We start from the raw sequence: 22,594 nt of genomic DNA, 5'->3' as shown, positions 1-22,594 counted from the left end.
GCCCGGGTTCCCTTTGCACCCTGCCCGGCTTCATACAGCCGGACAGACCTTCGAATCGCCCGTGATCGGGTGGCCGCGCCCCGCTTCCCCGGCGGAACCGTGCCACCTCTACGCAGATTGCCGCGCTTTGCTGCGTGCAACGCTTGCGGACCCGCCCAGGAATATCCCCAGCAGCAGGCCAATGCCCCACGTCAGTGCGGGATTCGGAAAAGCCTGATGTTCGGGGAGGTAGACAGGCCAGATCGCCGAGGTCTCGTAGGTGTAGGTAGGCCCGAGTCGCTCGACGAGATCGTTCTTCATCTGCTGCAGGCTACGGATATCCTTTTCCTTGTCGGACAGCAACAGGCTCGCGAGTATGGGATTGGCGACATCCTTGCCGCTCGGACTGCTCTCTCTGTCTGGCAGAGCCGCTTTCCGGTAGCGGGCCTGGTCGGCCTGGTCGGCCTGCAGGTCGCTCTCTATCCCGGCGAGGCGCGCGCGTGCCGATGCAAGCTGAACCTCTTCGAGAGGCTGGTGGATCGCGCGCAGCCGAGCCACCGTCGCGTCGGCAAGCGCACCGGCCTGCTGCCGGGAATAGGAGCGCACGCTCAACCGGATCAACGGGCCCGCATACGGCAGAGGGTCCAGCTTCAGGCTCTTGCGGTAGAGACCGGCCACGGCCGACGTCGGTGCGTAGCCGGCGTCCTGCAGGACCTCGTTCTCGAACGGCACCAGCTGCAGCCGCTCCAGTACCCGCTGCAAGGGTTCGACCTTCGGATCCTGCCCTGGCGGTACCGCCCCGACCTGTCCGATCTGGATCCAGGCGGTCGCCTCCCACTGGCGTTTCACCAGATGCGCGAACGCATAGGTGCAGGCCAGGACCAGCACGAGCACGAGCACGAACCACTTCCACTCGCGTACGAAGATCCGCCACAGGTCGACCAGGTAGATTTCATCTTGTTCCATGGTTCGGTACTCGCTGGAAAGAACGTGAAGACGCGACTTGTGCGGCCATTGCGGCACCCCCTGCCCTCCGGTTCGGCAGCCATGCCGCGAACAGCTGCAGGAAAAGGCAAACGCCGATGAAGCCGGCATTCGTCCACGTGAAAGCCTGTGGCGCGAACGGCGACATCACACACACATAGGACATGCGCAGGAAGATCAGCAGGGAAAACAGCGGCACCGTCGGGCGTAGCCGCTGCACGCTCCACAGCAGCATGGCGTACAGCATGAACGCGGAAGCCACCGCGCCGTAGGGACCCAGTGCAAGCAGGAACGGAAAGAACTCGGTACCCACGTTGATGTTCGGCGCATCGAGCGGAATACCCGTCCCGGCCGTCGCCACAGAACCGTGCAGGGGGACCAGCTGGTTGATCAGGAAGTCCGCGTTGACGTAGTGCTTGGCCAGCATCGCGCTGAAGTTGTAGGGGCCAGCGCTGCCGTACAGCAGCAGCCACTTGATGCCTTGCGGCGCGGCGCGGTACATCTCACCAAACGGCAGCGTGACGTAGTCCAGCGTGCCCGAACGCACGATGCCGAGGATCGAGAACACGCTGACGCCCGCCAGCGCCAGGGCGCCGACGGTCATCCATGGCAGCGGCTTCTGCTGGTCGCGACGCAGCAGGATCAGCAGTGCGAACGAGAACACCGTGGCGAACAACCGGTTGCGGTCGATCACCAGCACCGGGAATACGAAGCCGGCCACCATCAGCAAGTTGCGCAGCCAGCGACGCCGGGTGCAGAGCAGGCCGATCGGCGGCAACACCCAGCACATGTCGGAAACGTGCCGGATGTGCTCGCGGCCGCCCTCCATCGACGCGTAGGCCGAAGGTTTGTCGAACAACGGGATCGGGAGCAGCGCGAGATCCAGCAGACAGAACAGCAGGATCAGGCCAGCGAGGACCAGTGCCACGAAGGCATCGCGTGTGCCGATGTAATGGCGTGCACGGAACTGCACCGTGGTCGGGATCCGCACGTCTGCCCGCAGGTCGAAGAGCACGATGGCCGAGGCGGTCACCGCCAGCAGAGCCAGGCCCTCGAGGTAGTCGGCCGGCAGCTCGTAGGTGAACCAGGTCAGGCCGCAGGCGAACAGGATGGGGAGGCCCAGCCAGGTGGAAGGCAATCGCAACAGCCGGTTCATGTCCCCTCCGCATGCGGTCCCGCGGAAGGCAACCTGGTCTTGGCGACCAGTGTCAGGTACGCCGCCAGATGGCACAGCAGCGGCCAGGGTCGTCGTTCCAGGAACGAGATCTTGGCGTTGATGTAATGCGACTGCGCCCGCAGCAGGGTCCGGTACGGCTCTTCGAACAGGCTGGCCCTGAACGCAGCCACCTGCCGCGACTCGGCCAGGTTGGCAATGCGGGTTCCCTTGTGCCGCGTCTTGCTCACGTTCGATTCGTGCAGGCGGTAGGCGCATACGTGGACGTCGATGAAACCAAGCCCGTCGCGGGCCGCTAGGCGCAGGAACAGGTCCCAGTCTTCGATGCGGAGGCCCTCGCTCCAGCGGTCGGCGGTATCCAGCGCGCATTTGCGGATCAGCACGACAGGCCCGCCGATGGCCCACTGCCGGATCACCGCGCGGCGGATGCCATCGTCGGTGCGGTAGAGGTTCTTGTCGGCGCCGTGCAGGTCGCACATGCCGCTGTCGTGCAGCTTGTGCCCGTTTCCGTCCACGACCATGGAGTCACCGATCACCGCCACCTTGTGCGGGTGTTCCAGCAGGTAGCGGACCTGCGCGCCGAGACCGCCGGGCAGCAGGTAGTCGTCGCTCGCCCCAGGCCGCAGGAACTCGCCGTTCGCGCGCGCCGCCAACTCGTTCAGGGTCGCGGCGATGCCATGGTGCTCCCGCTGCACGTACTCGATGGGGATATCCATGCAATGCGCGGCCACCCAGTCGGCGATGCGCGCGCCGGTGCGGTCGGTCGAACCATCGTCGATGACGATGAGTTCCTTGGCCGGATAGGGGTCTTCAAGCACGCTGTCCAGGCAGCGCCACACGTAGCGTTCGTGGTTGAACGCGGGAATCAGCACCGACACCAGCGGCGGCGCGATGCCTTGCATGGTGTCGTGGGCCGTCATCGCACCGTCTCCAGGTAACGCTGTACGACGAGCACGTTGAAGGCGAGGTAGCCGAGGTAGTTGGCCACAAAGGCATACATGGCACCGACCAGGCCGAAGCGCGCGGTGAACAGGTAGACCAGTGCCAGGTAGCTGGCCGCGAACACGCATTCGGAGAACACGAACAGCCGCGTCATCGCCTTGGCCAGCATCACGTACGAGAGCACGAAGGCGGCGATCTTGACCACGTCGCCCGCCAGTTGCGGCCCGTACAGCGCGTTGGCCGGCGCGAAGTCCGCACTGAACAGCAGGCGCGTCACCCAGCCCCGCAGCAGGTACACGGCCGCGGCCAGAGCCACCACCGTGGGCAGGAGAAATCGGTAGGCATGGCGCAACTCACGCACCAGCGCGTCGCGTTCCCGGATCGCGGCCAGCTTCGGCAGGTAGTAGATGTTGATGGCTGTGGTGAGGAACAGCAGGTAGGCATCCGACACCTTGCTCACCGCTTGCCAGTAGCCGACCTGCTGCCAGCCGAGTTCCAGCGCGAGGTGGTCACGCACCGCGATGTTCACCAGCGGCGAGACCAGCGCGGCGGTGAGCGTCATCACCGAGAAGGCGGCCAGCCGCAAGGTCATCTCGCGATCGAAACGCAGCCGAAGCATGCTGCGCCGGAAGTACGAACTACGCCACCACGCCGGTAGGCCGATCACCAGCCACAGCAGTTGGCCCACTACCAGGGCCAGCAACGCACCGTACAGATGCAGCCAGCGCGCCAGCCAGATCGCCACCACGATGCCGAGCAACGAGCCCAGCACCTGGATCAGCGCCAGCCGGCGCACGTCCATGAAGCCGTTGATCACGGCCAGGATGTAGTTGACCAGCGCGATGCCAAGCTGGGCCACAGCGAGCACGCGGATCAGGCCCGCATAGGCAGGGTCGTCCAGCAGCCATTGCGCCAGCTGCCGGCTGAACAGCAGCGCCAGGCACCCCATCAGCACGGAGGCGCACAGCGCGTACCAGAGCGCGGCGGCCAGCAGGCGCGCCAGGCGTTGCGGGTCGTGCCGGTATTCCGCGACGTACTTCACGACGCCGGCACTGATGCCGCCGCCAGCCAGTACCGCCAGCAACGACATCAGGCTCATGAACTGGCCTAGCTTGCCCACGCCCGCGGGCCCAGCGAACCATGCCACCAGCTTGATCACCACCAGCGCCGCCAGCAGGCGCGCCGCGGTGGCGATCGAGGAGTAGAAGCCGGCGCGGACGATGTTCATGGCGAGCATCCGAACGTGTTGCAGGCGTCGATCACGCGCTCCACCGCAACCTCGCCGAGGGCTGGCCCAAGGGGAAGGCTCAGCACCTCCTCGTGCAGGCGCTCGGTGACGGGCAGCCGGATTTCGTGCAGCTCGGCATACGCCGGCTGATGGTGCGGCGGCACCGGATAATGCACCTGGCTTTGCACGCCCCGTGCTTGCAGGTGCTGCTTCAGTGCGTCGCGATGGCGACAGCGCACCACGAACAGGTGCCAGGCGTGCCGCTCCTCGCACGCCACCTTCGGTAGGACGATCTGCGGATGACGGATGCCTTCGCGATAGCGCTGCGCCACGTACCGGCGCTTCGCCACGTCTTCGTCAAGGTGGCGCAGCTTCACCCGCAGCAGCGCGGCCTGGATCTCGTCCAGGCGGGAATTGATGCCCTGGAAAAGGTGGTGGTACTTCACCTCGGAGCCGTAGTTGCGCAGGGCCGCGACGCGCCTTGCCAGCCGTGCGTCACCGGTCACGACGGCGCCGCCGTCGCCTAGTGCACCGAGGTTCTTGGCGGGGAAGAAGCTGAAGGCCGCCGCATCGCCGAACGCGCCGGCCCTGCGTCCTTCGCTAGCCGCGCCGTGCGCCTGCGCGGCGTCCTCGATCAGTAGCAGCCCGTGACGCCGCGCCAGCCCGCCTAGCGCCTGCATGTCGGCCAGCTGGCCGTACAGGTGCACGGCCATGATCGCCCGCGTGCGCGGCCCTATCGCCGCCGCCACGCAGGCCGGGTCGAGGTCGAAGGTCGCCGGGTCGGGTTCCACCGGCACTGGCACCAACCGGTTCCCACTGATGGCGAGAAAACTGGCGATGAAGGTGTTGCCGGGGACGATCACCTCATCGCCCTCGGCCAGCGCACCCAGTCCCTGGTAGCCGCGTAGGATCAGCGCCAGCGCATCGAGCCCGCTGCCCACGCCCACTGCATGGCGCACGCCGCACCAGGCCGCGAACTCGCGTTCAAAGGCGGCCAGTTCCTCGCCGAGCACGTAACGCCCCGAGTCGATCACCCGCGCGGCCGCCGCCTTCAGCTCGTCGACATAGTCCGCATGGACGTCCTTGAGGTCGAGGAACGGTACCTCCATCCGTCGGGCGTCCATTACAGCGTCCACTCGTAGAAGTCGTGCACGATGGCACGCGCGCCGAAGTATTCCTTCTGCGTGACCAGGCCACCGTTGAGCACCCCGCCCTCGTGCTCGGTCGAGATGCCAAAACTGAAATAGCTGCGGCTCGCATAGACGCCGCCGATCAGCTCCGCCAGCAGCAGGCTGAGCGCGTTCACGTGCCGCCCCTCCTCTGAGGCGGCCAGGTACTGGGTGTGGACGGTCCGACCGAAGTCGTAGACGAGCGCACCCGCCAGCAACACCCCTTCGCATCGTGCCTCGTGCAGCACGATGTGCTGCGGGAAGCGCGCCTGCAGCAGGCGCAGTTCCGCGAGGCTGTGGGTCGGCCGGGTATTGTGCTGGTGAAGCACTTCGGCCAGTAACGCGTGGAAATCTGCCGGATCGGCGCCGGTCTGCAGGCTGATGCCAGCCTTGCGCGCCTTGTTGACGGCACGCCGGCGCCCGGACGTGAAGTGAAATGGCTCCTGTAGCGCGATGACCGAGGAGAGGTCGCGGCGCCGCAGCTGCGCGCCCAGCCGATGCAGGGCATACAGGTCCTCCTCGCACGGATAAGCGTGGAAGATGTGCGGCACCGCCTTGTAGATCACACGCTCCACACCCAACGCACGGTAGTGCCCGGCGATCTGCCCGAACACGGCCAGCGTCGATTCGGCGCGCAGGTCATGCGTGGCGATCAGCCCGGCATAGGTGAGGCCACTGTGGCTGGTCACCACTTTGCCGTGGATGTTCGCGGGGAATACCGCCACCGCCTCGCCATGCCGCTCGATGATCAGCGACTGGTCGACGAAACGGTCGGCGTGGTAATCCATGTAGCCGCGTCGGTGCAACAGGTTGCCGTTGCGGGACCGTTCGGCCAGCGCATCCCAGGCGTGCGCGTCGGTCGCGGCGTAGGGCCTAACTGAGAACATGCGCGCCACCGCCGAACCCGGCCGGTTCGGCTTCGGCCACGCCGAAGCCGTCCACGCCCATGTCGTTGCCGTTGTAGAACATAAGTAGCTTGTCACGCTGGCGGATCAGCGCGGGATAGCAGAGCGTGCGCGAATCCCAGCCGTCGCTGGACAGCGCGATGCCAAGCGCCTCGTCGTGGCGATCCCAGGCGATGCCATCGTCGCTCGTGGCGACGCCTGGGAAGTATTCGCCGGTGATATTGCCGCGCGTGAAGAGCATGAGATAACCGCCGTCGCGGCGGTATACGCGCGGCCGACCGATGCGGTATTCGCTGCCCTGTGGACGAAGACAGACTTGGTCAGTGCGCGGGATCGCCGCGAGATCGCCCGTTTCGGCGTGGCGGATGTGATAGCGCGGAAACGGCTGGGCACCGATGCGCTCCCAGTCGTCGCCCACCGCATACCACAGGCGCCAGCGGCCGTTCTCGTGCATGACCGAATGCACCGCGGCTATGGTGCTGCGGCCGGGCGCGCGATCCAGGATGGGCGTTTCCTGGGTACGCCGGAAGCTGTTGCCGCCGTCGCTGGAGACGGCCAGGCCGGTGAAGGCCAGGAACTTGGCCCTGGCCACGCGCTGGAAGCCGACATAGAACAGGTGCAGGCCGCCGGGCGCATCGACGAGATCGCCCAGGATCATGCCGTTGTCGTCGAAGCAGCCCGCTCGGCCGATATCCAGCACCGGTTCGGCACTGACCCGCACGACGGTCGCGGGATCGTCCGCACGCACGTCGACATAGCCGATCCGGCTGATGCCTTCGTCGTCGCGGAACCCGGCATAGACACGGATCAGCCCGTCGCCGATCCGGTACGGCGTCGGCGTGAGCGCCGAATGACACATCCAGCCTCCGACGCCCTGCCGCCTCGTGTCGAAGACCAGCCCTTTCTTGGCCCACGTGAACATGCGTTGGTCAAAGCCTCACGTCGAGACTCGAGCGGCCGGGCACCGCATGCGCCGGCGAGCCGACGTAGACCCGCTCCGGTTCCGTATCGCGGGTGACCAGCGCGCCGGCGCCAATGACATTGTCGTTGGCGATCTTCACATGGTCATTGAAGGTGCTGTTCACGCCGATAAAGCTGCTCTCGCCGATCTCGCAATAGCCGGAGATGACCGCATGCGAGGCAATGAACACGTTGTCGTGCACGACCGTGCGATGCCCCACATGGTTGCCGCTCCACAGCACGCAGTTGTTGCCGATGCGCACGAACGGCTGCACCACGTTGCCCTCGAAGATGAAAGTGTTCTCGCCCACCTGGGCGTTACGCCACACGAAGGCACGCGAACTGACGTAGGTGGCGAGCCGGTAGCCACGGCTCTTCGCATCGCGGTAGAAGCGCGTGCGCAGGCGGTTGAGCTGGCTGGCCGGTATCGCGACGAATACGTCGAACTCGGCCGGCGGATAATGTTCTTCTAGTGTTTCGTACGCCACCACCGGCCGGCCAGCCAGTTGCGGCTGCCCGAGATAGTCGCGCTCGACGCTGAAGGCAGCTACGTCATGCCCGCTGTCGTGTTCGAAATACTCGCAGGCGACCTGCGCGAACTCGCCCGCGCCGACGAGGACTAGAGGCTTTGGCATGCCACCATGCACTCCTGGTACACGGGACCGCGGACCTCGCGCAGGAAGGCGTCGTAGTCGGTGATGTAGTCGGCCGGGTCGTAGAGGTGATCGGCCAGCACCATCAGCACGCAGTCCTCGCTGAAGTCGTACAGCTCGCGCCACACCATGCTGCCCAGGTGCAGGCCGTACGACGGATCGTCGAGCAGGACCTCCACCGGGCCACTGCCGTCGTCCAGCAGGAAGGTGACGGAGCCACGCACCGCCACGGCCAGCTGGTTGAGATGACGGTGCGCGTGCCGGCCCCGATGCACGCCGTGATGGGTGGCGAACAGGTAGTACACGCGCCGGATCACGAAGGGCACGTTCTGATCCTGCTCCAGGGCGATCAGCATGCCGCGATCGTCACCATGCTTCTGCAACCGGATGCGTTCGATTTCCATGTACCGGACCCGCCCCTGCGTTCATGGATATGACCCACGACACCTGAGTGTCTTCCGGCTGACGAAAGGTTGTGCCTCCTTCGGGAGAGGCCAAGTGCCGGTTCCGTTCGTGACGACGCTCCGACTCCGGTCACGGCCATAGCGCGCGACCGGACCATCGACGATTCCGGACCTGCCGGTTGCCGGATGCAACCTTTCGTCGTTCAAGCGGCACTCCGTATCGCAGGGCTCCCTGAAGCATCACGCGCCTGAGCCTCGCTCCGACGGAAGCAAGCCATGGGGACGTGCATGGGATCGGCTGGATGACGACGACGCGCAAAGATATCCGGGATTTGCAGAGGGAGCGGCGAGCCGTACACCTGAAGGCACTGTCGCTGACGGCGTTGCTGGCCGTGGTCGCTGGCTTCGGCAACGTGCTGCTCTGGTCGTCCGTCGCGCAGGCGCAGCAGCGTGACGACACAGGCACCGACCAGGCCACCGCGCACCAGCCATCCAGCCGCCTGACCGAGAGCGACATCACACGCATGCTGCCGGCCACCGACATGGGCGCCGGCGCGGCGATGCACCGCGGCGCTGTCCCTGCCCTTGCGTCTGAGGACGGCCCTGCCACCCCATTCGATGCGGCCTCGATCCCGAAGAATCCCTTGGCACCGGACGCGGACGCGATCGGTGCCAGGAGTTGCGCAGCCTGCCATACGCTGGAGAGCATGCAGGCCGCGCATAGCCTGCATGTCGCTGCGTTCCGCGCCGGCAGCGCCAACACGGGACCGCAGGCTGCGTGCGAGGCCTGCCACGGTCCCGGCTCGGAGCATGCGAAGAATCCCGCGGCACCCGGCCTGATCATCGCCTTCACGCACGACTCCAGGACGCCGGTCGATGTACAGACGCGCACCTGCCTGAGTTGCCACGTCGGCGGCGCACGCCAGCACTGGATCGGCTCGGTGCACCAGGAGCGCGGCCTGTCGTGCACCGACTGCCACAACCCGATGACGCGGCTGTCGGCCGAGGGTGTGCTGGCGAACGAATCCATCAACCAGGTGTGCGCCACCTGCCACCAGGACATCCGCGCCCAGTTCAACCGTCGCTCGCACATGCCGCTGCCGGAGGGGCAGATGTCCTGCGTCGACTGTCACAACCCGCACGGCTCCATCACCCAGCCGCTGCTGAAGACCGACACCGTCAACGAGACCTGCACGACCTGCCACGCCGAGAAGCGCGGCCCGTTCCTGTTCGAGCACGCACCGGTGGCCGAGAACTGCCTCAACTGCCACGCCCCGCACGGCTCGAACCAGGAAAACCTGTTGGCCCTGCCGGTGCCGATGCTGTGCCAGCAATGCCACACGAACACCGATCACCCCAACGACCTGCTGACGCGTCAGAGCCTGCGCGGCGGGCTGGTTCCGGACGAGCGCGTGATGGAGCGCGGCTGCCTGAACTGTCACAGCAACATCCACGGCTCGAACAACCCCAACGGTGCCAAGTTCCACCAGTGACCCGCCATCCGGCGAAGGGCGGAGAACGATGCTCAAGCACAAACCCCTGGCTGCCCTGCTCGGATTGGCACTCGGCGTCGCAGGCCCCGCTCCGGTGCTGGCGCAGAGCGATTCCAGCGACACCCAGCGCGTGGGCAACAGCCAGTTCGGCAATAGCCTCGACCCCACCGGCTGGGCGATGTTCGACACGCGGGATCCGGCCGGCATGTCCTGGCTGCACGCCGGCCAGCTGCGCACGCCGACCGGCGTGCTCTACCCCTGGCCGCGACAGATACCCGACGAGGGCAGGCCAGACAGCGGCGGCTGGACATACTCCGGGCTGGCCGAATTCGGCTACCTCCATGTCAGCGGCGACCGCAACAACGAGTTCTTCCGGATGTATTCGGGCTGGAAGGATGGCCTCGTGCTGGGTATGTTCGCGTTCTCCGCGCTGAACCACCGGACCGGCCAGTACGCCGAGTTCCGCGGCAGCCGGATCAGCAGCGAAGACCAGTACTACCGCCTGCGCGCCGGCCGCTACGGCGACTATCATGTCGAAGCGTTCTACCGGGACATCCCGCATACCCTGAGCACGACGGCCTATCCGCTGTGGAACGGTGCGGGCTCCACCGACCTGACGCTGCCCGACGGCCTTGCCACCGGCAGCACGCCGGCACAGGTGCAGGCCGCGGAGGCGAACCGGCCACGCCGGACCTTATCGGTGAAACGCCAGAGCGAGGGCGTCAGCTGGGAGGGCGCACTGAGTCGCGACTGGATCGGCTACGTCGGCGTCACCAGCGAAAACCGTACGGGCGACCGCGACTGGGGCGGCCCGATGTACCTGAGCTACTTCTTCGTCGGCCCAGGGCCAGGCGGAGCGGGCACGCCCAGCCTGCCAGGCACGTTCGGCGGGCAGTACGAAACCGTGCGCCCAGTCGACTTCACCACCACGGACATCAACCTGGGCTTGCGCAACAAGGGAGGCGCCTCGGGCTGGCTGGTCAACTTCACCATGACCGGCTCGTTCTTCCGCAACCACAAGCGCACGCTGGACTATGCCGTGCCGTTCGCCGTATCGCCTGGCTTCACCTCGGCCATCACCGGCGGCAGCTGGTCGCTGGAGCCGGACAACAACTACTACAACGTGCGGATCGAGGCGTCGCATCCGCTGAAGCTGTGGCGCGGCGAATTGTCCGTCTCGGCGGCCTACAGCAGCACACGGCAGAACGATGCGCTGCAGGCGCCGCTCAATCCCATGTACTGCCCGAGCGGGCAGTACCTCGGCACCACCGGCATTGCCTGCGCGGACTGGAACACCACCGCCGCGCTATCGCGGCAGGACGGCGACGCGCGCATCGACGCCGGCCTGTTGAACCTTCGCCTGGATTTCCGTCCCACCGCGAAGCTCAGCTGGCATGTCAGCCTGCGTCAGCGCGACGAGAACAACATGACGCACTACACCATGTACAACCCGTTGACGGGGCAGTACGGCTACGTTCCCGAAAACGGGGCGGAACCGCTCGTCACCGGCGGGACCGCACTGTTCCAGCCCGGCAGTCCGCTCTACCAGTCGAACTTCGCGCAGATCGCCAGCATCCCCTTCAGCTACAACGACCGCAAGACGGAACTGGGCGGCAGCTACCGGATAAACTGGGACAACACGCTGGGCGCGAGCTACCTCCTCGACTATCAGACGCCACGTCCGCGCGAACGCAGCTACATCAACGACCAGCACGTCAAGCTGAGCTGGGACACGAAAGCCCTTGGCAACGCGACCCTGCGCCTGAGCTACGAGTACCAGAAGCGGACGGGAGGGGCCTACAACCCCGATCCGTATCTCGCCGCGTATTCGCCCTCCATGCCCGGCTACGTGCAGCTTGCGGTCGGCTATACCGCATTCACCGTCGCGCAGATGTACAAGTACGACATGAGCAACCTCGAGGCGGGCAAGCTCAAGGCGATCCTGACCATGCCGCTGGGGACCACGGCAACCTTCAGCGCCACGTTGTACGGCAATCGCAGCCGCTACGGTGCGGACATCGGGCGGCAATCCTTCGACACCACCGGCGCAGACCTGTCCTGGGACTGGGCGCCGAGTGCGGCGACCTCGATGAGTGCCTACGCGGGCATAGCATCGAGCCGGCTCAAGCAGGGCAACGTCAACGACAACGAGGCGCTGACCTTTTCCTCACCGCAGCAGGCAGACCCGCAATTTGGTGGTCCGTTTTTCCCGTACGCCAATTTCTGGACGGCAACTGACAACGAGCGTGATGTCGACGCCGGCGCGCAGCTCAGGCACAGCTTCTCGCCGCGGGTCCGGCTAGACCTCGACTACGACTACACCTGGTCGCGCGGCCTCAACAGCTACGACTACGCCAGCCTGGCGGCGATCTCCACGGTGTACCGGGCCATCCTGACCGCGGCGGATGTCGGTAACAGTTTTCCCGCCAACGTTTATCGCATGCAGACGCTCACGGCTCGCCTGAACCTGGCACTGACCCGGAAGCTGGGTCTGGCCCTGTACGGGAAATACGAGTTCGGCAATTACGCCGACTGGCATTACGCGGGTTTCGACACGCCTGCCGACCTGATTGTCGGCAATCGCGTCTTCACCGAACTCGGCCCGCAACCGCATTGGCATGTCTTGCTGGTAGGTGCCTTCGTGACTGTGAAGCTCTGAGGGAAGTATCACGATGTTTTCCATGCATCGTTTTTTCCATCTACTGGCGGCCGCCGTACTGGCGGCGTCCGCGTTTTCGTCGGTCGCGACAGACGGCACGTCGGCCCGCCAACCGGCGGCGTGGGTCGACCTGCGCCGGCAGCCGCCGATCAGCGGGGACGCCCGGGCCGGCCAGGCGAAGTCGACCATCTGCGCGGCCTGCCACGGGCCACAAGGCCTGGCCATAGCGCCAAACTTTCCGAACCTGGCCGGACAGTCGGCGACCTATCTTTACGTGCAGCTGAGAACCTTCAAGGGTGGCCAGCGCAGCGACCTGGTCATGAGCGGCCAAGCCGCAGCACTGGGCGACACGGATATGCGCAACCTTGCCGCCTACTACGCCTCGCTTCCAGCCAAACCAGTGGGCAAAAGCCAAACCGCCTCTCGCGGCGGGCGGCTCTTTCTCGAAGGCGACCCAGCCCGAGGGATGCCTCCCTGTCAGGCTTGCCACGGCCCGACAGGTCGTGGGCCACGGGGGTACCCCAGTGATGCGCCACAGCCCCCTTGGGCGACCTTCCCGCGATTGCACGGCCTTTCCGCTGTCTACGTGACAAAAGAACTGGACGATTTCAGGAGCGGTGCGCGCAGCGGCACCAGCAATGCGCGGATCATGCATGGCATAGCACAGACACTCGACGACGCGGACATACAGACACTGTCGGACTACATCGCGACACAATGACCATGCACCCCTCATCCAGCCCCCGCCAGACTGTCGCCTACCGGAGGAATGATGGGCATCGCCCGCAACGCCGCCGCAGTCCCGGATTCGCGTTAGGCTCCGCAAACTCGGGAACCATACAGGCGATTTGGTGCGGACCATTCACCCCATGAATCGATCCGTACCTGGCTTGGCATCGCTGGTGCTGGGCACCTGCCTTTCCTGGGGATTGCATGCGCAGTCGACGGGCTTCCACGGCGCCGTGGCACTCAGTTCGCAACTGGTCGATCGCGGCCAGGCGGTTACCAACCAGACACCGATCCTGCAGGGAGCAGCCTCCTGGACCTTGCCAACCGGCTGGTCGCTGGACCTGTCGGCAGGCACTGAGCTGCGCACGCCCAGCCATCTTGCCGAAGCCTCCGCCCGGGTTTCGCACTACTGGCCACTGTCCAATGCCTGGCAGATGCAGACGGACCTGCTGTATTACCGCTACTCCGGCTCGGCCCGCGCACGCGCTTTCGATCGGGCCGAGGCGGGCATCCACTGGATGTACCGTGACGTCCTGACTTTCGGTCTGTCGGCCGCCCGCGTACTGGACGCGAGGGACCGCCGGACGCTGGGGGCCGCCGATCTCGATTTCCATTGGCCGTTGCCATGGCATTTCTATCTTTCCGCCGGTGCGGGCATCGCCCAGACCCCCGCCACGCCCTACCGAGGCTACGGGCACGCAGGTCCTTACCACGAGGGGCACGCAGGCCCTTACTACGACCGCGAATCCCCGGACTCCTACCGCTATGGACATGCCGGTCTGATATGGGCCGTGGGGAACTGGCGTGCGGAACTCCAGCGTATCGTGACCGACCCGCGCGTGTACCGGCAGCGGGGCGTTCCCAGCGTTGCGCCGTGGGTGGCGACGGTTTCATGGTCTTTTTGATCCGGGGCAACCTTTTCGCGTCCAAAGGGCACCAAACTGGCAACCCATGAACGAAGCCGACACCGACGCTGATGTCATCGACCGCATGCTGCTGCAGCGCATGGCGACGGGCGACCGTGCCGCGTTGGCCGCGTTGTACCGCAGTTACCACGGCCGGTTGTGCCGCTTCCTGTCCCGTCTCACCCGACGCAGCGACGTCATCGAAGAGGTCGTCAATGATTGCTTCTGGATCACCTGGCAGAAGGCGGGCGAATTCCGCGGCGATTCGCGCGTTTCCACCTGGATCATGGGTATCGCCTACCGCTGCGGCCTCAAAGCGTTGCGGCAGCACGGCGACGAACCCGTCGAATACGAGATGCCGACGGACGAGCTCGCCATGTCCAACGACCCGGACGAAGACCGCGAGTTGCGCGACTGGCTGGGCAAGGGACTCGAACACCTGTCGGCGGACCAGCGCGTGGTGATCGAGCTGGTTTACGGCGTGGGGCATTCTCTGGACGATGTCGCGGCCATCATGCAGTGTCCCCTGGGTACGGTGAAGGCACGGCTGTTCTATGCCCGGGTCAAGCTCCGCAACGTGCTGCCCGCCCTGGCCGGCAACCCGGTCGCCTGTAAGGAGGGTGCGTCATGAAGCCCACTGCGCCCCCCGGCATGGATTGCCCGCACGCCTGGGAACTGATGCCCTGGGTGCTGCAGAATGGCACCTCAAAGGAACAGGCTGCCTGGCTGGAAAACCACCTCGCTGGCTGTGCGTCCTGCCGCGCCGAGTTCGCGCAACAGGGTCGCCTGCGGCTCGCGCTGTCACTGCCTCCGAACCTGCCACTCGACGCGGAGGCCGGGTTGAAGCGCCTGCTGGCCCGACTCGATGTGTCCGATCCCCAGCGGACTCCGCTCGAACTCCAGGAAACTCCCCGGCAACCACGATCGAGGGTCTGGCTGGTGCGGGCGCTGGCTGCCGCGGTGCTCGTCCAGGCGGTCGGCCTCGGCGCGCTTGGCGTCAAGCTGGCCTCCGTCGAAATCTCGCCCTACCGCACGCTCAGCGAGGCGCCAACGCCCATGCCCCCCGGCGCGATCCGCGTGGTGCCCGATGCGGCCATGACGCTGGCTGACTGGAACGCCTTGCTGCATGCACTCCACCTGCAGGTGGTGCATGGCCCCAATAGCGTCGGAGCCTACACGGTGGTGCCGACAGATGCCGCGGCGGCGACCGGACAGATCCTGCCGAAGCTGCGTTCCGCGCACGGCATCCGCCTGGCCGAGCCCATCAGCGCCACGCCATGAACGTCCGGGCGTTCATCCTCGTGGCGCTGGCCGCCGTCATGGGCGCATCCGTGCACCGGGCGATGGCCAGCGATGCCCTAGGTGCACCGACTACGACGGCGGCGTCGATGGATGCACGCCGCGACATCGTTTTGGCGGTCGCCAACCTGCTGGAACCGCCCTCGACGCGCGCCGGCTCCAGCCTGCTGGGCTACACACCGCCTGCGCGTTACGGCGCCGGGCAGCGCGCGCTGTCCATCATGGATGCGCTGAAGCGGCAGTATGGCCTGCGCGAGATCACCGGCTGGCCGATCAAGCCGCTCGGGCTGTACTGCGCCGTGTTCGAACCTCCGCCCGGCACGACGCGGGACGACCTGCTCAAGACGCTCGCCGCGGACAAGCGGGTGCGTCTTGCGCAACCGTTGCAGGATTTCGCCGTCTACGCGCAGCAGGCCGCATCCACGCGCCGATACAACGATCCCTATGTGGATCTCCAGCGCGGCTTCGTCGACACCGATGCTGCCCGTGCCCATGCACTCAGCCAAGGCAACGGGGTGGACGTCGCGATCGTCGACACCGGCGTCGACGTGCACCATCCCGAACTGCAGGGGCGCATCCGCGACGTGCACGACCTGGTGGACGACGGCGGCCGCACGTTCGATACCGATCCCCACGGTACCGAAGTGGCCGGCATCATCGCGGCCGATGGCAACAACCGCCAGGGCATCGTCGGCATCGCCCCCGACGCCATGCTCAGCGTCTACAAGACCTGCTGGTATCCACCGGTGCCGGACACCGGCGCACGCTGCAACTCCTTCACCCTGGCCAAGGCGCTGGCGGCGATCCTCGACACCCGGGTCCGCATCGTCAATCTGAGCCTGGGTGGCCCGGTCGACCCATTGCTGCACATGTTGCTGACGCGCCTGCTTGAAGACGGGCGCATCGTGGTGGCCGCCATGCCCCCGGCCGGGGTGCCCGACGGCTTCCCCAACGACGTCCCCGGCGTCATCGTGGTACGCACGGCCGACACGTCGGCGGCCCCGCCCGGGATATTGAGCGCCCCCGGGACGGACATCCTCACCACCCAGCCTGGCGACGGCTACGACTTCACCACCGGATCGTCCATGGCTGCCGCGCACGTGAGCGGCATCGTCGCCTTGCTGCTCGCACTTGCCCCGAGACTCGACGCGCGCAGCATCCATACCCTGCTGCTGGACAGCAGCAGGGTATCGGGCGGCATGCTGCAGGTGAATGCCGCCGCGGCGGTGGAGCAATTGCGTGGCACGCGGCGAAGCACGCATTGAGTCTGGCAGCCTGCATCGCCCCACGGCCACGGAAGACCGCGTGAGTTCGCCGCTGCCCGACGTCGCCACCCTCGCTCGTTCGCACGCGGGTGCCGTCCTGGACTGGGTGGGCATGGACGGCATCGGGATGCCGGTGCATTTCGATGCCGGCAACGGCGAGACCCAGCGTGCCAACGCCCGGCTCGGCCTCTTCGTTGATCTCGCGCAGCCAGACAGGCGCGGCATCCACATGTCCCGCCTGTATCTGCTGGCGGACGAATACCTGTCCGCGCAACCGCTGGATGCGCCTCTGCTCGAGTCCCTGCTGCGCGCCTTCCTCGTCTCGCAGCAAGGGCTGGCCCGACGTGCCCGAGCCAGCCTGCGCTTCGATGCGTTCGTGCGTCGCACCGCATTGCGCAGCGACAATGCGGGTTGGCGCGCCTATCCTGTGTCCATCGACGCCCGCCTGGACAGCGACGGCTTCCACCTGGAGCTGGGCACGGAAGTGACGTATTCCTCCACCTGCCCTGCCTCGGCAGCACTGTCGCGCCAGCTGATACAGCAGCAGTTCGCACGCGATTTCGACGGTGCCGAACCGCTGGAGCATGCAGCCGTGCTGGCCTGGCTGGGCAGCGAGCGCGGCATCGTCGCCACGCCGCACGCACAACGCAGCGTGGCGAGGCTCGCAGTGCGCTTCATTGATGGCGTGCCGCTGAACCTGATCAGCCTGGTCGATCGCGTCGAACGGGCGCTTGGCACGCCGGTGCAAACGGCCGTGAAGCGGGAGGACGAACAGGCTTTCGCGCGCGCCAACGGCGCGAACCCGATGTTCTGCGAGGACGCCGCGCGCCGCATCTTCCGCGTCCTGGATGACGACGACACCATTGCGGATTTCCGTGTCCACCTGGAGCACCGGGAAAGCTTGCATCCACATGACGCCGTGGCGCAGGTGAGCAAGTCGATGCGCGGGGAAGCTGGCTAGACCCCCGATAACTTGACCTAATCGGCCCGGCGAAATCCACCTATAGGTGAAGGTCAAGGAGAGGCGGCCAGTCCTTCGGTGAGGAAATCGATCAACACGCGGACGCGGTGTGACAGGTGCCGGTTCTGCCTATACACGGCGTGGATCCCAGAGCTCAGAAGGGGATAGTCGGACAGGACCGGCACGAGCAGCCCGCTCGCCAGCGCCGCGTCGGTGGCAAAAGTGGGGACCGCTGCGATCCCCAATCCCGCCACTGCCGCCTCGACGATGCATTCAGCGTTGTTCGCCCGAAGTCGGAAAATTGGCTTGGCGCGGTAAAGCTGGCCGCTATCCAATCGAAAAGACCAGTAAAGCGATTCGGGAACGTTGCTGGAGACCAGGCCATCGTGATCCACCAACTCTTCCGGGTGCCGTGGCGTGCCCTTCCTGGCAAGATACGACGGTGCCGCGCAGGCGATGCGCGTCAGCGGAGCCAGGCGGCGTGCAACCAGGCTGGAATCGTCCAGCTGGCCAAGCCGGATCGCCAGATCGAAGCCCTCACTCACGATGTCTTCCAGGGAGGTGAAGCGTTCCAGCTCATTCATCGCAATCTCTCAAGAATCGTTCGATGGGATGAATGTAGGAATCCTGACGCCTCACCGGAAGCCACACGGAAGGCAAATGCTTGTTCCCCTCCCGAGAACTGCGCTTGAGCTCGGACGGTCCCAGCCCAACGTATTTCTTGCCGAGACGTAAAACGTGGTACGGGACCCATGCGTCACGAAGTCTCTACTTTAGATTGGCCCGGATATCTGGGGCTGGGTCATGGCCAAAATTGGCCTCGCGAAATACCCGTCTGCCCACCGCGCGTGTTTGCCCCTGCCGGACTAGAATCCAAGCACGGGATTCCTGGTCGAGACGACCGCAGGACCGCACATTCCCAGGGACCGGAATTCGCCGCCCAGGCCGCGGCCCAGATCGACCAGGCCATGCGTTCGCTGGCCCTGCGTCAGGTGACACCTTGGGCGAAAGTAGACGCTGGACATGGCGAGATTCGCCGCTGAGAGGGTTTTCTGAGGAAAAGCCATGGCTGAGATTTCGAAAAAGATGACCTTCAGTGTCAGCGCGAGGCGCGTTGATGCGCACGGCGGCACGGCGCACTGCAAGGATGCCGACATCACGCTGGACACCGATCTGGCCGGTCGTCGCGATGCCTTCAACCCGGCCGAGTTGCTACTGGCGGCACTTTCTGCGTGCATCATCAAGGGCATCGAGCGTGTTACGCCAATCCTGAAGTTTCACCTGCGCGGTGTGGAGGTTCGAGTACGCGGTGTACGTCAGGATGCGCCGCCACGTATGGAATCCATCGATTACGAGATTCTGATCGATACCGATGAGAGCGAACACCGGCTCGAACTGCTGCACGAGAACGTCAAGAAGTACGGCACCGTGTTCAACACGGTCGCGCCCGGCACAGTGCTGACCGGAGTCCTGCGACGGGCCTGTTGATCTGCATCTACGACCATCGGTTATCCGTCGAGTGCCAGCCATTCGATTTCGCACAGCCTCGGTCCACCCTACCCCCGATGACTTGACCTAATCACTCCCCTTCGGATCCGTTGTGGCCAAAATGAGAGATGGTCTCGCTGCGAGAGCGGAGCTTTGCGTACTCCACGGTGGTTAGGGCAATGATCAGCAGATCACACAGCGTCAGCGCGAGATAGCTGGCTGATAGACTCGTCGCGGCCATGTAGTAGATCTGGTGCGCCGCGAACAGTGCGGTCAGCACGATCAGTCCTGGGTAGGCCCACAGTCGGCCGCGCACGATCTCCACCAACACGATCAGCCTCGTCACCCCATGCGAAAGCAGATACCAAGGTCGCGAACAGCATGGCGTGCTGCTGAAAGTGGATTGCCCAGCGCAGGATATGCACGGCGAAAAAATCGTGCGGATCCTCGCGGAGCTCGGGAGCCACGAGAGCAGCGCCCCTGCCCTGCAACCATTGCGGATCGATCAGCAGCAGCCACAAGCCGCCCACCACTTCGCCCAGGGCATCGATGGCCTAGAGCACGAGAGCGATTGCGAATGCCTTGTCGGTCGCTGTTTGCGTGGATAGGTATCGCATGCGCCGCTCGTCAATCCTGCAACTGAAGAGCCCGGGGGACCGGGCTCCTGTCCGAACCAACCGTTCAAGCTCAGTCGCCATCATCGTCGTCGTAACGTCGTCCGTATGGTGCGCCGTACACGACCGCTCGCGTGACCACTGGCGAATCTTCGTAGATCACCCTAGTGGGCCGACGATAGACCACCCTCGGCGAAACTTCGTAGTAACGGGGGGCTGGAGCAACGGCACCGTCGATGAGGCCATCCACCGCACCGGCGACTATCGCGCCTGCTATCCACTGGCCACCGTCCCTGTCGTCGCCGCGACGCCATCTGTCGCCATCGCGATGCCATTCATCACGATCGCCATGCCAGTCGCCGCGATCACCATGCTGCCAACCATGCTGATACCGATCGCCGTGATCCCAGTGATCATGGGCCGATGCGCCCAGCGGCATGGCGCACACGGTGGCAACTGCCAGTCCGATCAACATTTTCTTCGCAGCCAAGTGCTTGACCATGACGAACCTCCGTCGGCTTTGTCTCGATGTCCGGCTTTCGTACGTCATGCGAGCAGAGGATCCAGCCGGTCGATCCACCACGCCGAGCGAATGATCGACATCACCATTCGCCTCATTTCGCATGGTTCCTAGATACGTCCAGTATCTTATGGGTCACTTAGCTGTGTGCGGACCGACCGGCGTTGTACAGCTGGCAGTCACCGTATAACCAGACGCGCTGCCCTTCCCTGCAGAGCGAGTCCGCATCGCATGTGGTCGCTTGGCACATCTTGCTCGCCTCCAGTGCCGACCGTTGCTGGTCCACTTACCCCCGATAACCATCCCTAATTGCCCTGCCCGGGACCATTTTTTGCCGACCGGATACTTTGCCCACGCGCGTTTCAGTAGGCCTGGCAGGAAAGATCCTGTCCGTTCCCAAACCTTGACCTGTTGCTGCCTTACTGTGCCGCCGCGTGCTGGCCGCATACACAATGATCCGGATGCAGCTTGGCCAGCACCTTGGCGTGGCGGAGCACCTCGGGAGCCTCCAGCGGGCCGCCATGACCCATGTGGAAGCGCTTGGCACCGCTATTGACGAGCCGCTCGAGCTCACGAGCGACGGTCTGCGGGTCGTCCTCGAACGGCGGACGGATGGCGCGGCCATTGAACGCGATGCCACCGATCAGGATGCCCGAGGCAATCAGGTCGCCGACCAGCGCATCCTGCGAGGCCAGTTCGACGCCGATCGAGCCGGGGGTATGCCCTGCAGTGTGACGCACGATGCCGTCGACGCCGAAATCCTTGAGCGAAATCGTCTCGGCGTCTTCCATCAGCAGGTCGGGCGCGAAGCCCACGTAGGGCTCGTGCGGTACCGGTGTCTTGACGAAGAGCTTGCCCACCCAGCCGGTGGTGCAGTAGGTCATCGGCACTTTGCGGCTGTAGTAGTCGGTGTCGTCCTTGTGCGCCAGGATCGGCGCACCGGACAGCTCGCGGATGCGTGCGGCGCTGCCGGCGTGGTCGGTATGCGCATGGGTCACCACGATCAGCTTGATGTCCCTGAAGGTCAGCCCATGCTTGTGCAGCACGCGCTCGACCTTGCGTTCGGAGCCGGGGATGCCGGTGTCGACGAGGATGCTGCCTTCGTCGGTTTTGATCAGGTGGGCGTTGACCATGTTGAACGGCAGGATGGGGATCTGGATGATCTCTTGGTTGGCCATGGACGTGTCCTGGTGAAGTGTGGAGGTGTTGAGGCAAGCCGCCTTGGTAGCGGGTTCTTCGCCACCACGCATGCGTCGCTTGCGGTGAGAAGCATTGGCGTCATCTGGCGGGCGCCGGTGCGGTTACGGATGACGCGATGCGTCTCATGCGTCTGCGGTCAGGCGGGCCATGCCGCAGTCACCGCAACGGGTCAGCGCAACTTCGCGCTGGGATTCGGGCAGCGCGAAGAAGCCGCCCTTGGTTTGCGCCAGCACGAATGCCTTGATGATGCTGGGGAGATCCGACGGTGCCTCCAGCGGCGACAGGTGTCCGATGCCCGGGATCACCACCAGCCTGGCCTGGGGAATGTGTGGCAGCAGCTCACGCCGCAATACCTCAGGTGGGTCGACCCGATCGTGCTCACCGGAAATCACGATCACTGGCACATCGATCTTCGGTACGACTGCGGTGATGTCTTCCTGGCTGGTCGCCAGCGGCCAGGCCGCCTTGGCTGGGCTGGCGCCGGCCAGACTGTCCGCGATGACCGTGTCGAGATCGCCGTCGGACAAGCCGCCGGGTGCGAGCACCTGCTGCACGGTCGCGACGATGCTCTCGCGCGAATCGTAGGCATGCACCATGCTCTGGCGAGCCTCGGGCGGAAGCGCCAACGGCGTCGGCGGCGCCGGAGCTACCAGTACCAACCCGCGCAGCCCGCGCGGGCGCCGCGATGCCGCCAGCTGTGCGACCTTGCCCCCCATCGAGTGGCCGACCAGGATGTAGCTCTCCAGCGCCAGTGCGTCGACCACGGCGAGCACGTCGTCGGCCAGATCGCTCAACGCATAGCCGGCCTCCGGCGCCGCGGACTTGCCCCAGCCGCGCTGGTCGATGGCGACGGTGCGGTAGTCGGGGGACAGCGCGTCGACCACGTGTTGCCAGGTGCGCGAGGAACCGCCCCAGTAGTGCAGGAACACCAGCGCCGGTCCGCCCGCGCCGCGTTGCTCGACATGTAGCTCGAGATCATTTGCCTTGATCATCATGGGATATCACTCCTGCGTGTCGTCAGGGCGTGGCGCCCATCCGGGATCGGGCGCCACGCCATACCGCT

General features: G+C 65.4%; 23 protein-coding genes and 1 pseudogene. 9 read left to right on the top strand and 15 right to left on the bottom strand.

Annotated elements, in window-relative coordinates:
• Positions 1 to 108: 108 nt before the first annotated feature.
• From AC2EWF_RS12915 to AC2EWF_RS12875, 9 genes are read right to left on the bottom strand one after another with little or no spacing between them, the layout of a single operon-like run.
• Positions 109 to 945, bottom strand: a complete 837-nt coding sequence (locus tag AC2EWF_RS12915; protein ID WP_483639767.1) for a Wzz/FepE/Etk N-terminal domain-containing protein — start codon at positions 943 to 945, stop codon at positions 109 to 111.
• Entirely contained in the window at positions 932 to 2,119 is a 1,188-nt protein-coding gene (locus AC2EWF_RS12910; protein WP_483639766.1) for a hypothetical protein, read from the bottom strand. Before AC2EWF_RS12910 ends, AC2EWF_RS12915 begins: the two co-directional genes overlap by 14 nt.
• On the bottom strand, positions 2,116 to 3,039 hold the full coding sequence (locus tag AC2EWF_RS12905) for a glycosyltransferase family 2 protein (protein WP_483639765.1): 924 nt from the start codon (positions 3,037 to 3,039) through the stop codon (positions 2,116 to 2,118). Before AC2EWF_RS12905 ends, AC2EWF_RS12910 begins: the two co-directional genes overlap by 4 nt.
• 14 nt (positions 3,040 to 3,053) lie before the next feature.
• On the bottom strand, positions 3,054 to 4,307 hold the full coding sequence (locus tag AC2EWF_RS12900) for an O-antigen translocase (RefSeq protein ID WP_483639764.1): 1,254 nt from the start codon (positions 4,305 to 4,307) through the stop codon (positions 3,054 to 3,056).
• Positions 4,304 to 5,416, bottom strand: coding sequence for a DegT/DnrJ/EryC1/StrS family aminotransferase (locus AC2EWF_RS12895; protein WP_483639817.1), 1,113 nt, complete (start codon positions 5,414 to 5,416; stop codon positions 4,304 to 4,306). Before AC2EWF_RS12895 ends, AC2EWF_RS12900 begins: the two co-directional genes overlap by 4 nt.
• A gap of 14 nt (positions 5,417 to 5,430) precedes the next feature.
• A complete protein-coding gene (locus tag AC2EWF_RS12890) occupies positions 5,431 to 6,363 on the bottom strand; it encodes a GNAT family N-acetyltransferase (RefSeq protein ID WP_483639763.1) in 933 nt (310 codons plus the stop codon).
• Positions 6,350 to 7,303, bottom strand: a complete 954-nt coding sequence (locus tag AC2EWF_RS12885) for a hypothetical protein (protein ID WP_483639762.1) — start codon at positions 7,301 to 7,303, stop codon at positions 6,350 to 6,352. The genes AC2EWF_RS12890 and AC2EWF_RS12885 overlap by 14 nt, the downstream gene beginning before the upstream one ends.
• 7 nt (positions 7,304 to 7,310) lie before the next feature.
• On the bottom strand, positions 7,311 to 7,976 hold the full coding sequence (locus AC2EWF_RS12880) for an acetyltransferase (RefSeq protein ID WP_483639761.1): 666 nt from the start codon (positions 7,974 to 7,976) through the stop codon (positions 7,311 to 7,313).
• On the bottom strand, positions 7,961 to 8,398 hold the full coding sequence (locus AC2EWF_RS12875) for a sugar 3,4-ketoisomerase (protein ID WP_483639760.1): 438 nt from the start codon (positions 8,396 to 8,398) through the stop codon (positions 7,961 to 7,963). The genes AC2EWF_RS12880 and AC2EWF_RS12875 overlap by 16 nt, the downstream gene beginning before the upstream one ends.
• A gap of 302 nt (positions 8,399 to 8,700) precedes the next feature.
• Here AC2EWF_RS12875 and AC2EWF_RS12870 point away from each other — a divergent pair, with 302 nt between their 5' ends.
• From AC2EWF_RS12870 to folE2, 8 genes are all read left to right on the top strand, one after another.
• The gene (locus tag AC2EWF_RS12870) at positions 8,701 to 9,891 is read left to right on the top strand and encodes a DmsE family decaheme c-type cytochrome (RefSeq protein WP_483639759.1); all 1,191 of its coding nucleotides are present in this window, start codon (positions 8,701 to 8,703) and stop codon (positions 9,889 to 9,891) included.
• A 28-nt stretch (positions 9,892 to 9,919) separates the two neighbouring features.
• On the top strand, positions 9,920 to 12,550 hold the full coding sequence (locus tag AC2EWF_RS12865) for an MtrB/PioB family outer membrane beta-barrel protein (RefSeq protein WP_483639758.1): 2,631 nt from the start codon (positions 9,920 to 9,922) through the stop codon (positions 12,548 to 12,550).
• A 13-nt stretch (positions 12,551 to 12,563) separates the two neighbouring features.
• Positions 12,564 to 13,271, top strand: a complete 708-nt coding sequence (locus tag AC2EWF_RS12860) for a c-type cytochrome (protein ID WP_483639757.1) — start codon at positions 12,564 to 12,566, stop codon at positions 13,269 to 13,271.
• A 148-nt stretch (positions 13,272 to 13,419) separates the two neighbouring features.
• The gene (locus tag AC2EWF_RS12855) at positions 13,420 to 14,184 is read left to right on the top strand and encodes a TorF family putative porin (RefSeq protein WP_483639756.1); all 765 of its coding nucleotides are present in this window, start codon (positions 13,420 to 13,422) and stop codon (positions 14,182 to 14,184) included.
• A gap of 46 nt (positions 14,185 to 14,230) precedes the next feature.
• Positions 14,231 to 14,815, top strand: a complete 585-nt coding sequence (locus tag AC2EWF_RS12850; RefSeq protein WP_483639755.1) for an RNA polymerase sigma factor — start codon at positions 14,231 to 14,233, stop codon at positions 14,813 to 14,815.
• Entirely contained in the window at positions 14,812 to 15,465 is a 654-nt protein-coding gene (locus tag AC2EWF_RS12845) for a zf-HC2 domain-containing protein (RefSeq protein ID WP_483639754.1), read from the top strand. Before AC2EWF_RS12850 ends, AC2EWF_RS12845 begins: the two co-directional genes overlap by 4 nt.
• The gene (locus AC2EWF_RS12840) at positions 15,462 to 16,748 is read left to right on the top strand and encodes a S8 family serine peptidase (RefSeq protein WP_483639753.1); all 1,287 of its coding nucleotides are present in this window, start codon (positions 15,462 to 15,464) and stop codon (positions 16,746 to 16,748) included. Before AC2EWF_RS12845 ends, AC2EWF_RS12840 begins: the two co-directional genes overlap by 4 nt.
• A gap of 40 nt (positions 16,749 to 16,788) precedes the next feature.
• A complete protein-coding gene (gene folE2, locus AC2EWF_RS12835; RefSeq protein ID WP_483639752.1) occupies positions 16,789 to 17,709 on the top strand; it encodes a GTP cyclohydrolase FolE2 in 921 nt (306 codons plus the stop codon).
• A gap of 53 nt (positions 17,710 to 17,762) precedes the next feature.
• Here folE2 and AC2EWF_RS12830 read toward each other — a convergent pair whose 3' ends face one another.
• The gene (locus AC2EWF_RS12830; RefSeq protein WP_483639751.1) at positions 17,763 to 18,293 is read right to left on the bottom strand and encodes a substrate binding domain-containing protein; all 531 of its coding nucleotides are present in this window, start codon (positions 18,291 to 18,293) and stop codon (positions 17,763 to 17,765) included.
• 481 nt (positions 18,294 to 18,774) lie between these two features.
• Between AC2EWF_RS12830 and AC2EWF_RS12825 the strand changes: the two genes are divergently transcribed.
• A complete protein-coding gene (locus AC2EWF_RS12825) occupies positions 18,775 to 19,197 on the top strand; it encodes an OsmC family protein (RefSeq protein WP_483639750.1) in 423 nt (140 codons plus the stop codon).
• Between the two features lie 91 nt (positions 19,198 to 19,288).
• Here the strand turns inward: AC2EWF_RS12825 and AC2EWF_RS12820 are convergent, their stop codons facing one another.
• The 5 genes and pseudogenes from AC2EWF_RS12820 to AC2EWF_RS12800 all read right to left on the bottom strand — a co-directional run bounded on the left by AC2EWF_RS12820 (position 19,289) and on the right by AC2EWF_RS12800 (position 22,526).
• Complete coding sequence (locus AC2EWF_RS12820; protein WP_483639816.1) at positions 19,289 to 19,558, bottom strand: DUF2127 domain-containing protein; 270 nt, start codon at positions 19,556 to 19,558, stop codon at positions 19,289 to 19,291.
• Between the two features lie 16 nt (positions 19,559 to 19,574).
• Positions 19,575 to 19,739 (bottom strand): annotated as a pseudogene (locus tag AC2EWF_RS12815) (hypothetical protein); the annotation flags it as partial.
• A 145-nt stretch (positions 19,740 to 19,884) separates the two neighbouring features.
• Positions 19,885 to 20,313, bottom strand: a complete 429-nt coding sequence (locus tag AC2EWF_RS12810) for a hypothetical protein (protein WP_483639749.1) — start codon at positions 20,311 to 20,313, stop codon at positions 19,885 to 19,887.
• 437 nt (positions 20,314 to 20,750) lie between these two features.
• The gene (locus AC2EWF_RS12805) at positions 20,751 to 21,509 is read right to left on the bottom strand and encodes an MBL fold metallo-hydrolase (protein WP_483639748.1); all 759 of its coding nucleotides are present in this window, start codon (positions 21,507 to 21,509) and stop codon (positions 20,751 to 20,753) included.
• Positions 21,510 to 21,653: 144 nt separating this feature from the next.
• The gene (locus AC2EWF_RS12800) at positions 21,654 to 22,526 is read right to left on the bottom strand and encodes an alpha/beta fold hydrolase (protein WP_483639747.1); all 873 of its coding nucleotides are present in this window, start codon (positions 22,524 to 22,526) and stop codon (positions 21,654 to 21,656) included.
• Between the last annotated feature and the right edge of the window lie 68 nt (positions 22,527 to 22,594).

It is taken from the genome of Rhodanobacter sp. sgz306013 (genome assembly GCF_057031145.1).
This window is presented reverse-complemented; position numbering and strand designations above follow the sequence as displayed.

What these genes read in the sequence shown, in the direction of transcription:
- AC2EWF_RS12915 (WP_483639767.1), bottom strand. Translation starts at nt 945, where the DNA reads ATGGAACAAGATGAAATCTACCTGGTCGACCTGTGGCGGATCTTCGTA.
- AC2EWF_RS12910 (WP_483639766.1), bottom strand. Translation starts at nt 2,119, where the DNA reads ATGAACCGGCTGTTGCGATTGCCTTCCACCTGGCTGGGCCTCCCCATC.
- AC2EWF_RS12905 (WP_483639765.1), bottom strand. Translation starts at nt 3,039, where the DNA reads ATGCAAGGCATCGCGCCGCCGCTGGTGTCGGTGCTGATTCCCGCGTTC.
- AC2EWF_RS12900 (WP_483639764.1), bottom strand. Translation starts at nt 4,307, where the DNA reads ATGAACATCGTCCGCGCCGGCTTCTACTCCTCGATCGCCACCGCGGCG.
- AC2EWF_RS12895 (WP_483639817.1), bottom strand. Translation starts at nt 5,416, where the DNA reads ATGGAGGTACCGTTCCTCGACCTCAAGGACGTCCATGCGGACTATGTC.
- AC2EWF_RS12890 (WP_483639763.1), bottom strand. Translation starts at nt 6,363, where the DNA reads ATGTTCTCAGTTAGGCCCTACGCCGCGACCGACGCGCACGCCTGGGAT.
- AC2EWF_RS12885 (WP_483639762.1), bottom strand. Translation starts at nt 7,303, where the DNA reads ATGTTCACGTGGGCCAAGAAAGGGCTGGTCTTCGACACGAGGCGGCAG.
- AC2EWF_RS12880 (WP_483639761.1), bottom strand. Translation starts at nt 7,976, where the DNA reads ATGCCAAAGCCTCTAGTCCTCGTCGGCGCGGGCGAGTTCGCGCAGGTC.
- AC2EWF_RS12875 (WP_483639760.1), bottom strand. Translation starts at nt 8,398, where the DNA reads ATGGAAATCGAACGCATCCGGTTGCAGAAGCATGGTGACGATCGCGGC.
- AC2EWF_RS12870 (WP_483639759.1), top strand. Translation starts at nt 8,701, where the DNA reads ATGACGACGACGCGCAAAGATATCCGGGATTTGCAGAGGGAGCGGCGA.
- AC2EWF_RS12865 (WP_483639758.1), top strand. Translation starts at nt 9,920, where the DNA reads ATGCTCAAGCACAAACCCCTGGCTGCCCTGCTCGGATTGGCACTCGGC.
- AC2EWF_RS12860 (WP_483639757.1), top strand. Translation starts at nt 12,564, where the DNA reads ATGTTTTCCATGCATCGTTTTTTCCATCTACTGGCGGCCGCCGTACTG.
- AC2EWF_RS12855 (WP_483639756.1), top strand. Translation starts at nt 13,420, where the DNA reads ATGAATCGATCCGTACCTGGCTTGGCATCGCTGGTGCTGGGCACCTGC.
- AC2EWF_RS12850 (WP_483639755.1), top strand. Translation starts at nt 14,231, where the DNA reads ATGAACGAAGCCGACACCGACGCTGATGTCATCGACCGCATGCTGCTG.
- AC2EWF_RS12845 (WP_483639754.1), top strand. Translation starts at nt 14,812, where the DNA reads ATGAAGCCCACTGCGCCCCCCGGCATGGATTGCCCGCACGCCTGGGAA.
- AC2EWF_RS12840 (WP_483639753.1), top strand. Translation starts at nt 15,462, where the DNA reads ATGAACGTCCGGGCGTTCATCCTCGTGGCGCTGGCCGCCGTCATGGGC.
- AC2EWF_RS12830 (WP_483639751.1), bottom strand. Translation starts at nt 18,293, where the DNA reads ATGAATGAGCTGGAACGCTTCACCTCCCTGGAAGACATCGTGAGTGAG.
- AC2EWF_RS12825 (WP_483639750.1), top strand. Translation starts at nt 18,775, where the DNA reads ATGGCTGAGATTTCGAAAAAGATGACCTTCAGTGTCAGCGCGAGGCGC.
- AC2EWF_RS12810 (WP_483639749.1), bottom strand. Translation starts at nt 20,313, where the DNA reads ATGGTCAAGCACTTGGCTGCGAAGAAAATGTTGATCGGACTGGCAGTT.
- AC2EWF_RS12805 (WP_483639748.1), bottom strand. Translation starts at nt 21,509, where the DNA reads ATGGCCAACCAAGAGATCATCCAGATCCCCATCCTGCCGTTCAACATG.
- AC2EWF_RS12800 (WP_483639747.1), bottom strand. Translation starts at nt 22,526, where the DNA reads ATGATGATCAAGGCAAATGATCTCGAGCTACATGTCGAGCAACGCGGC.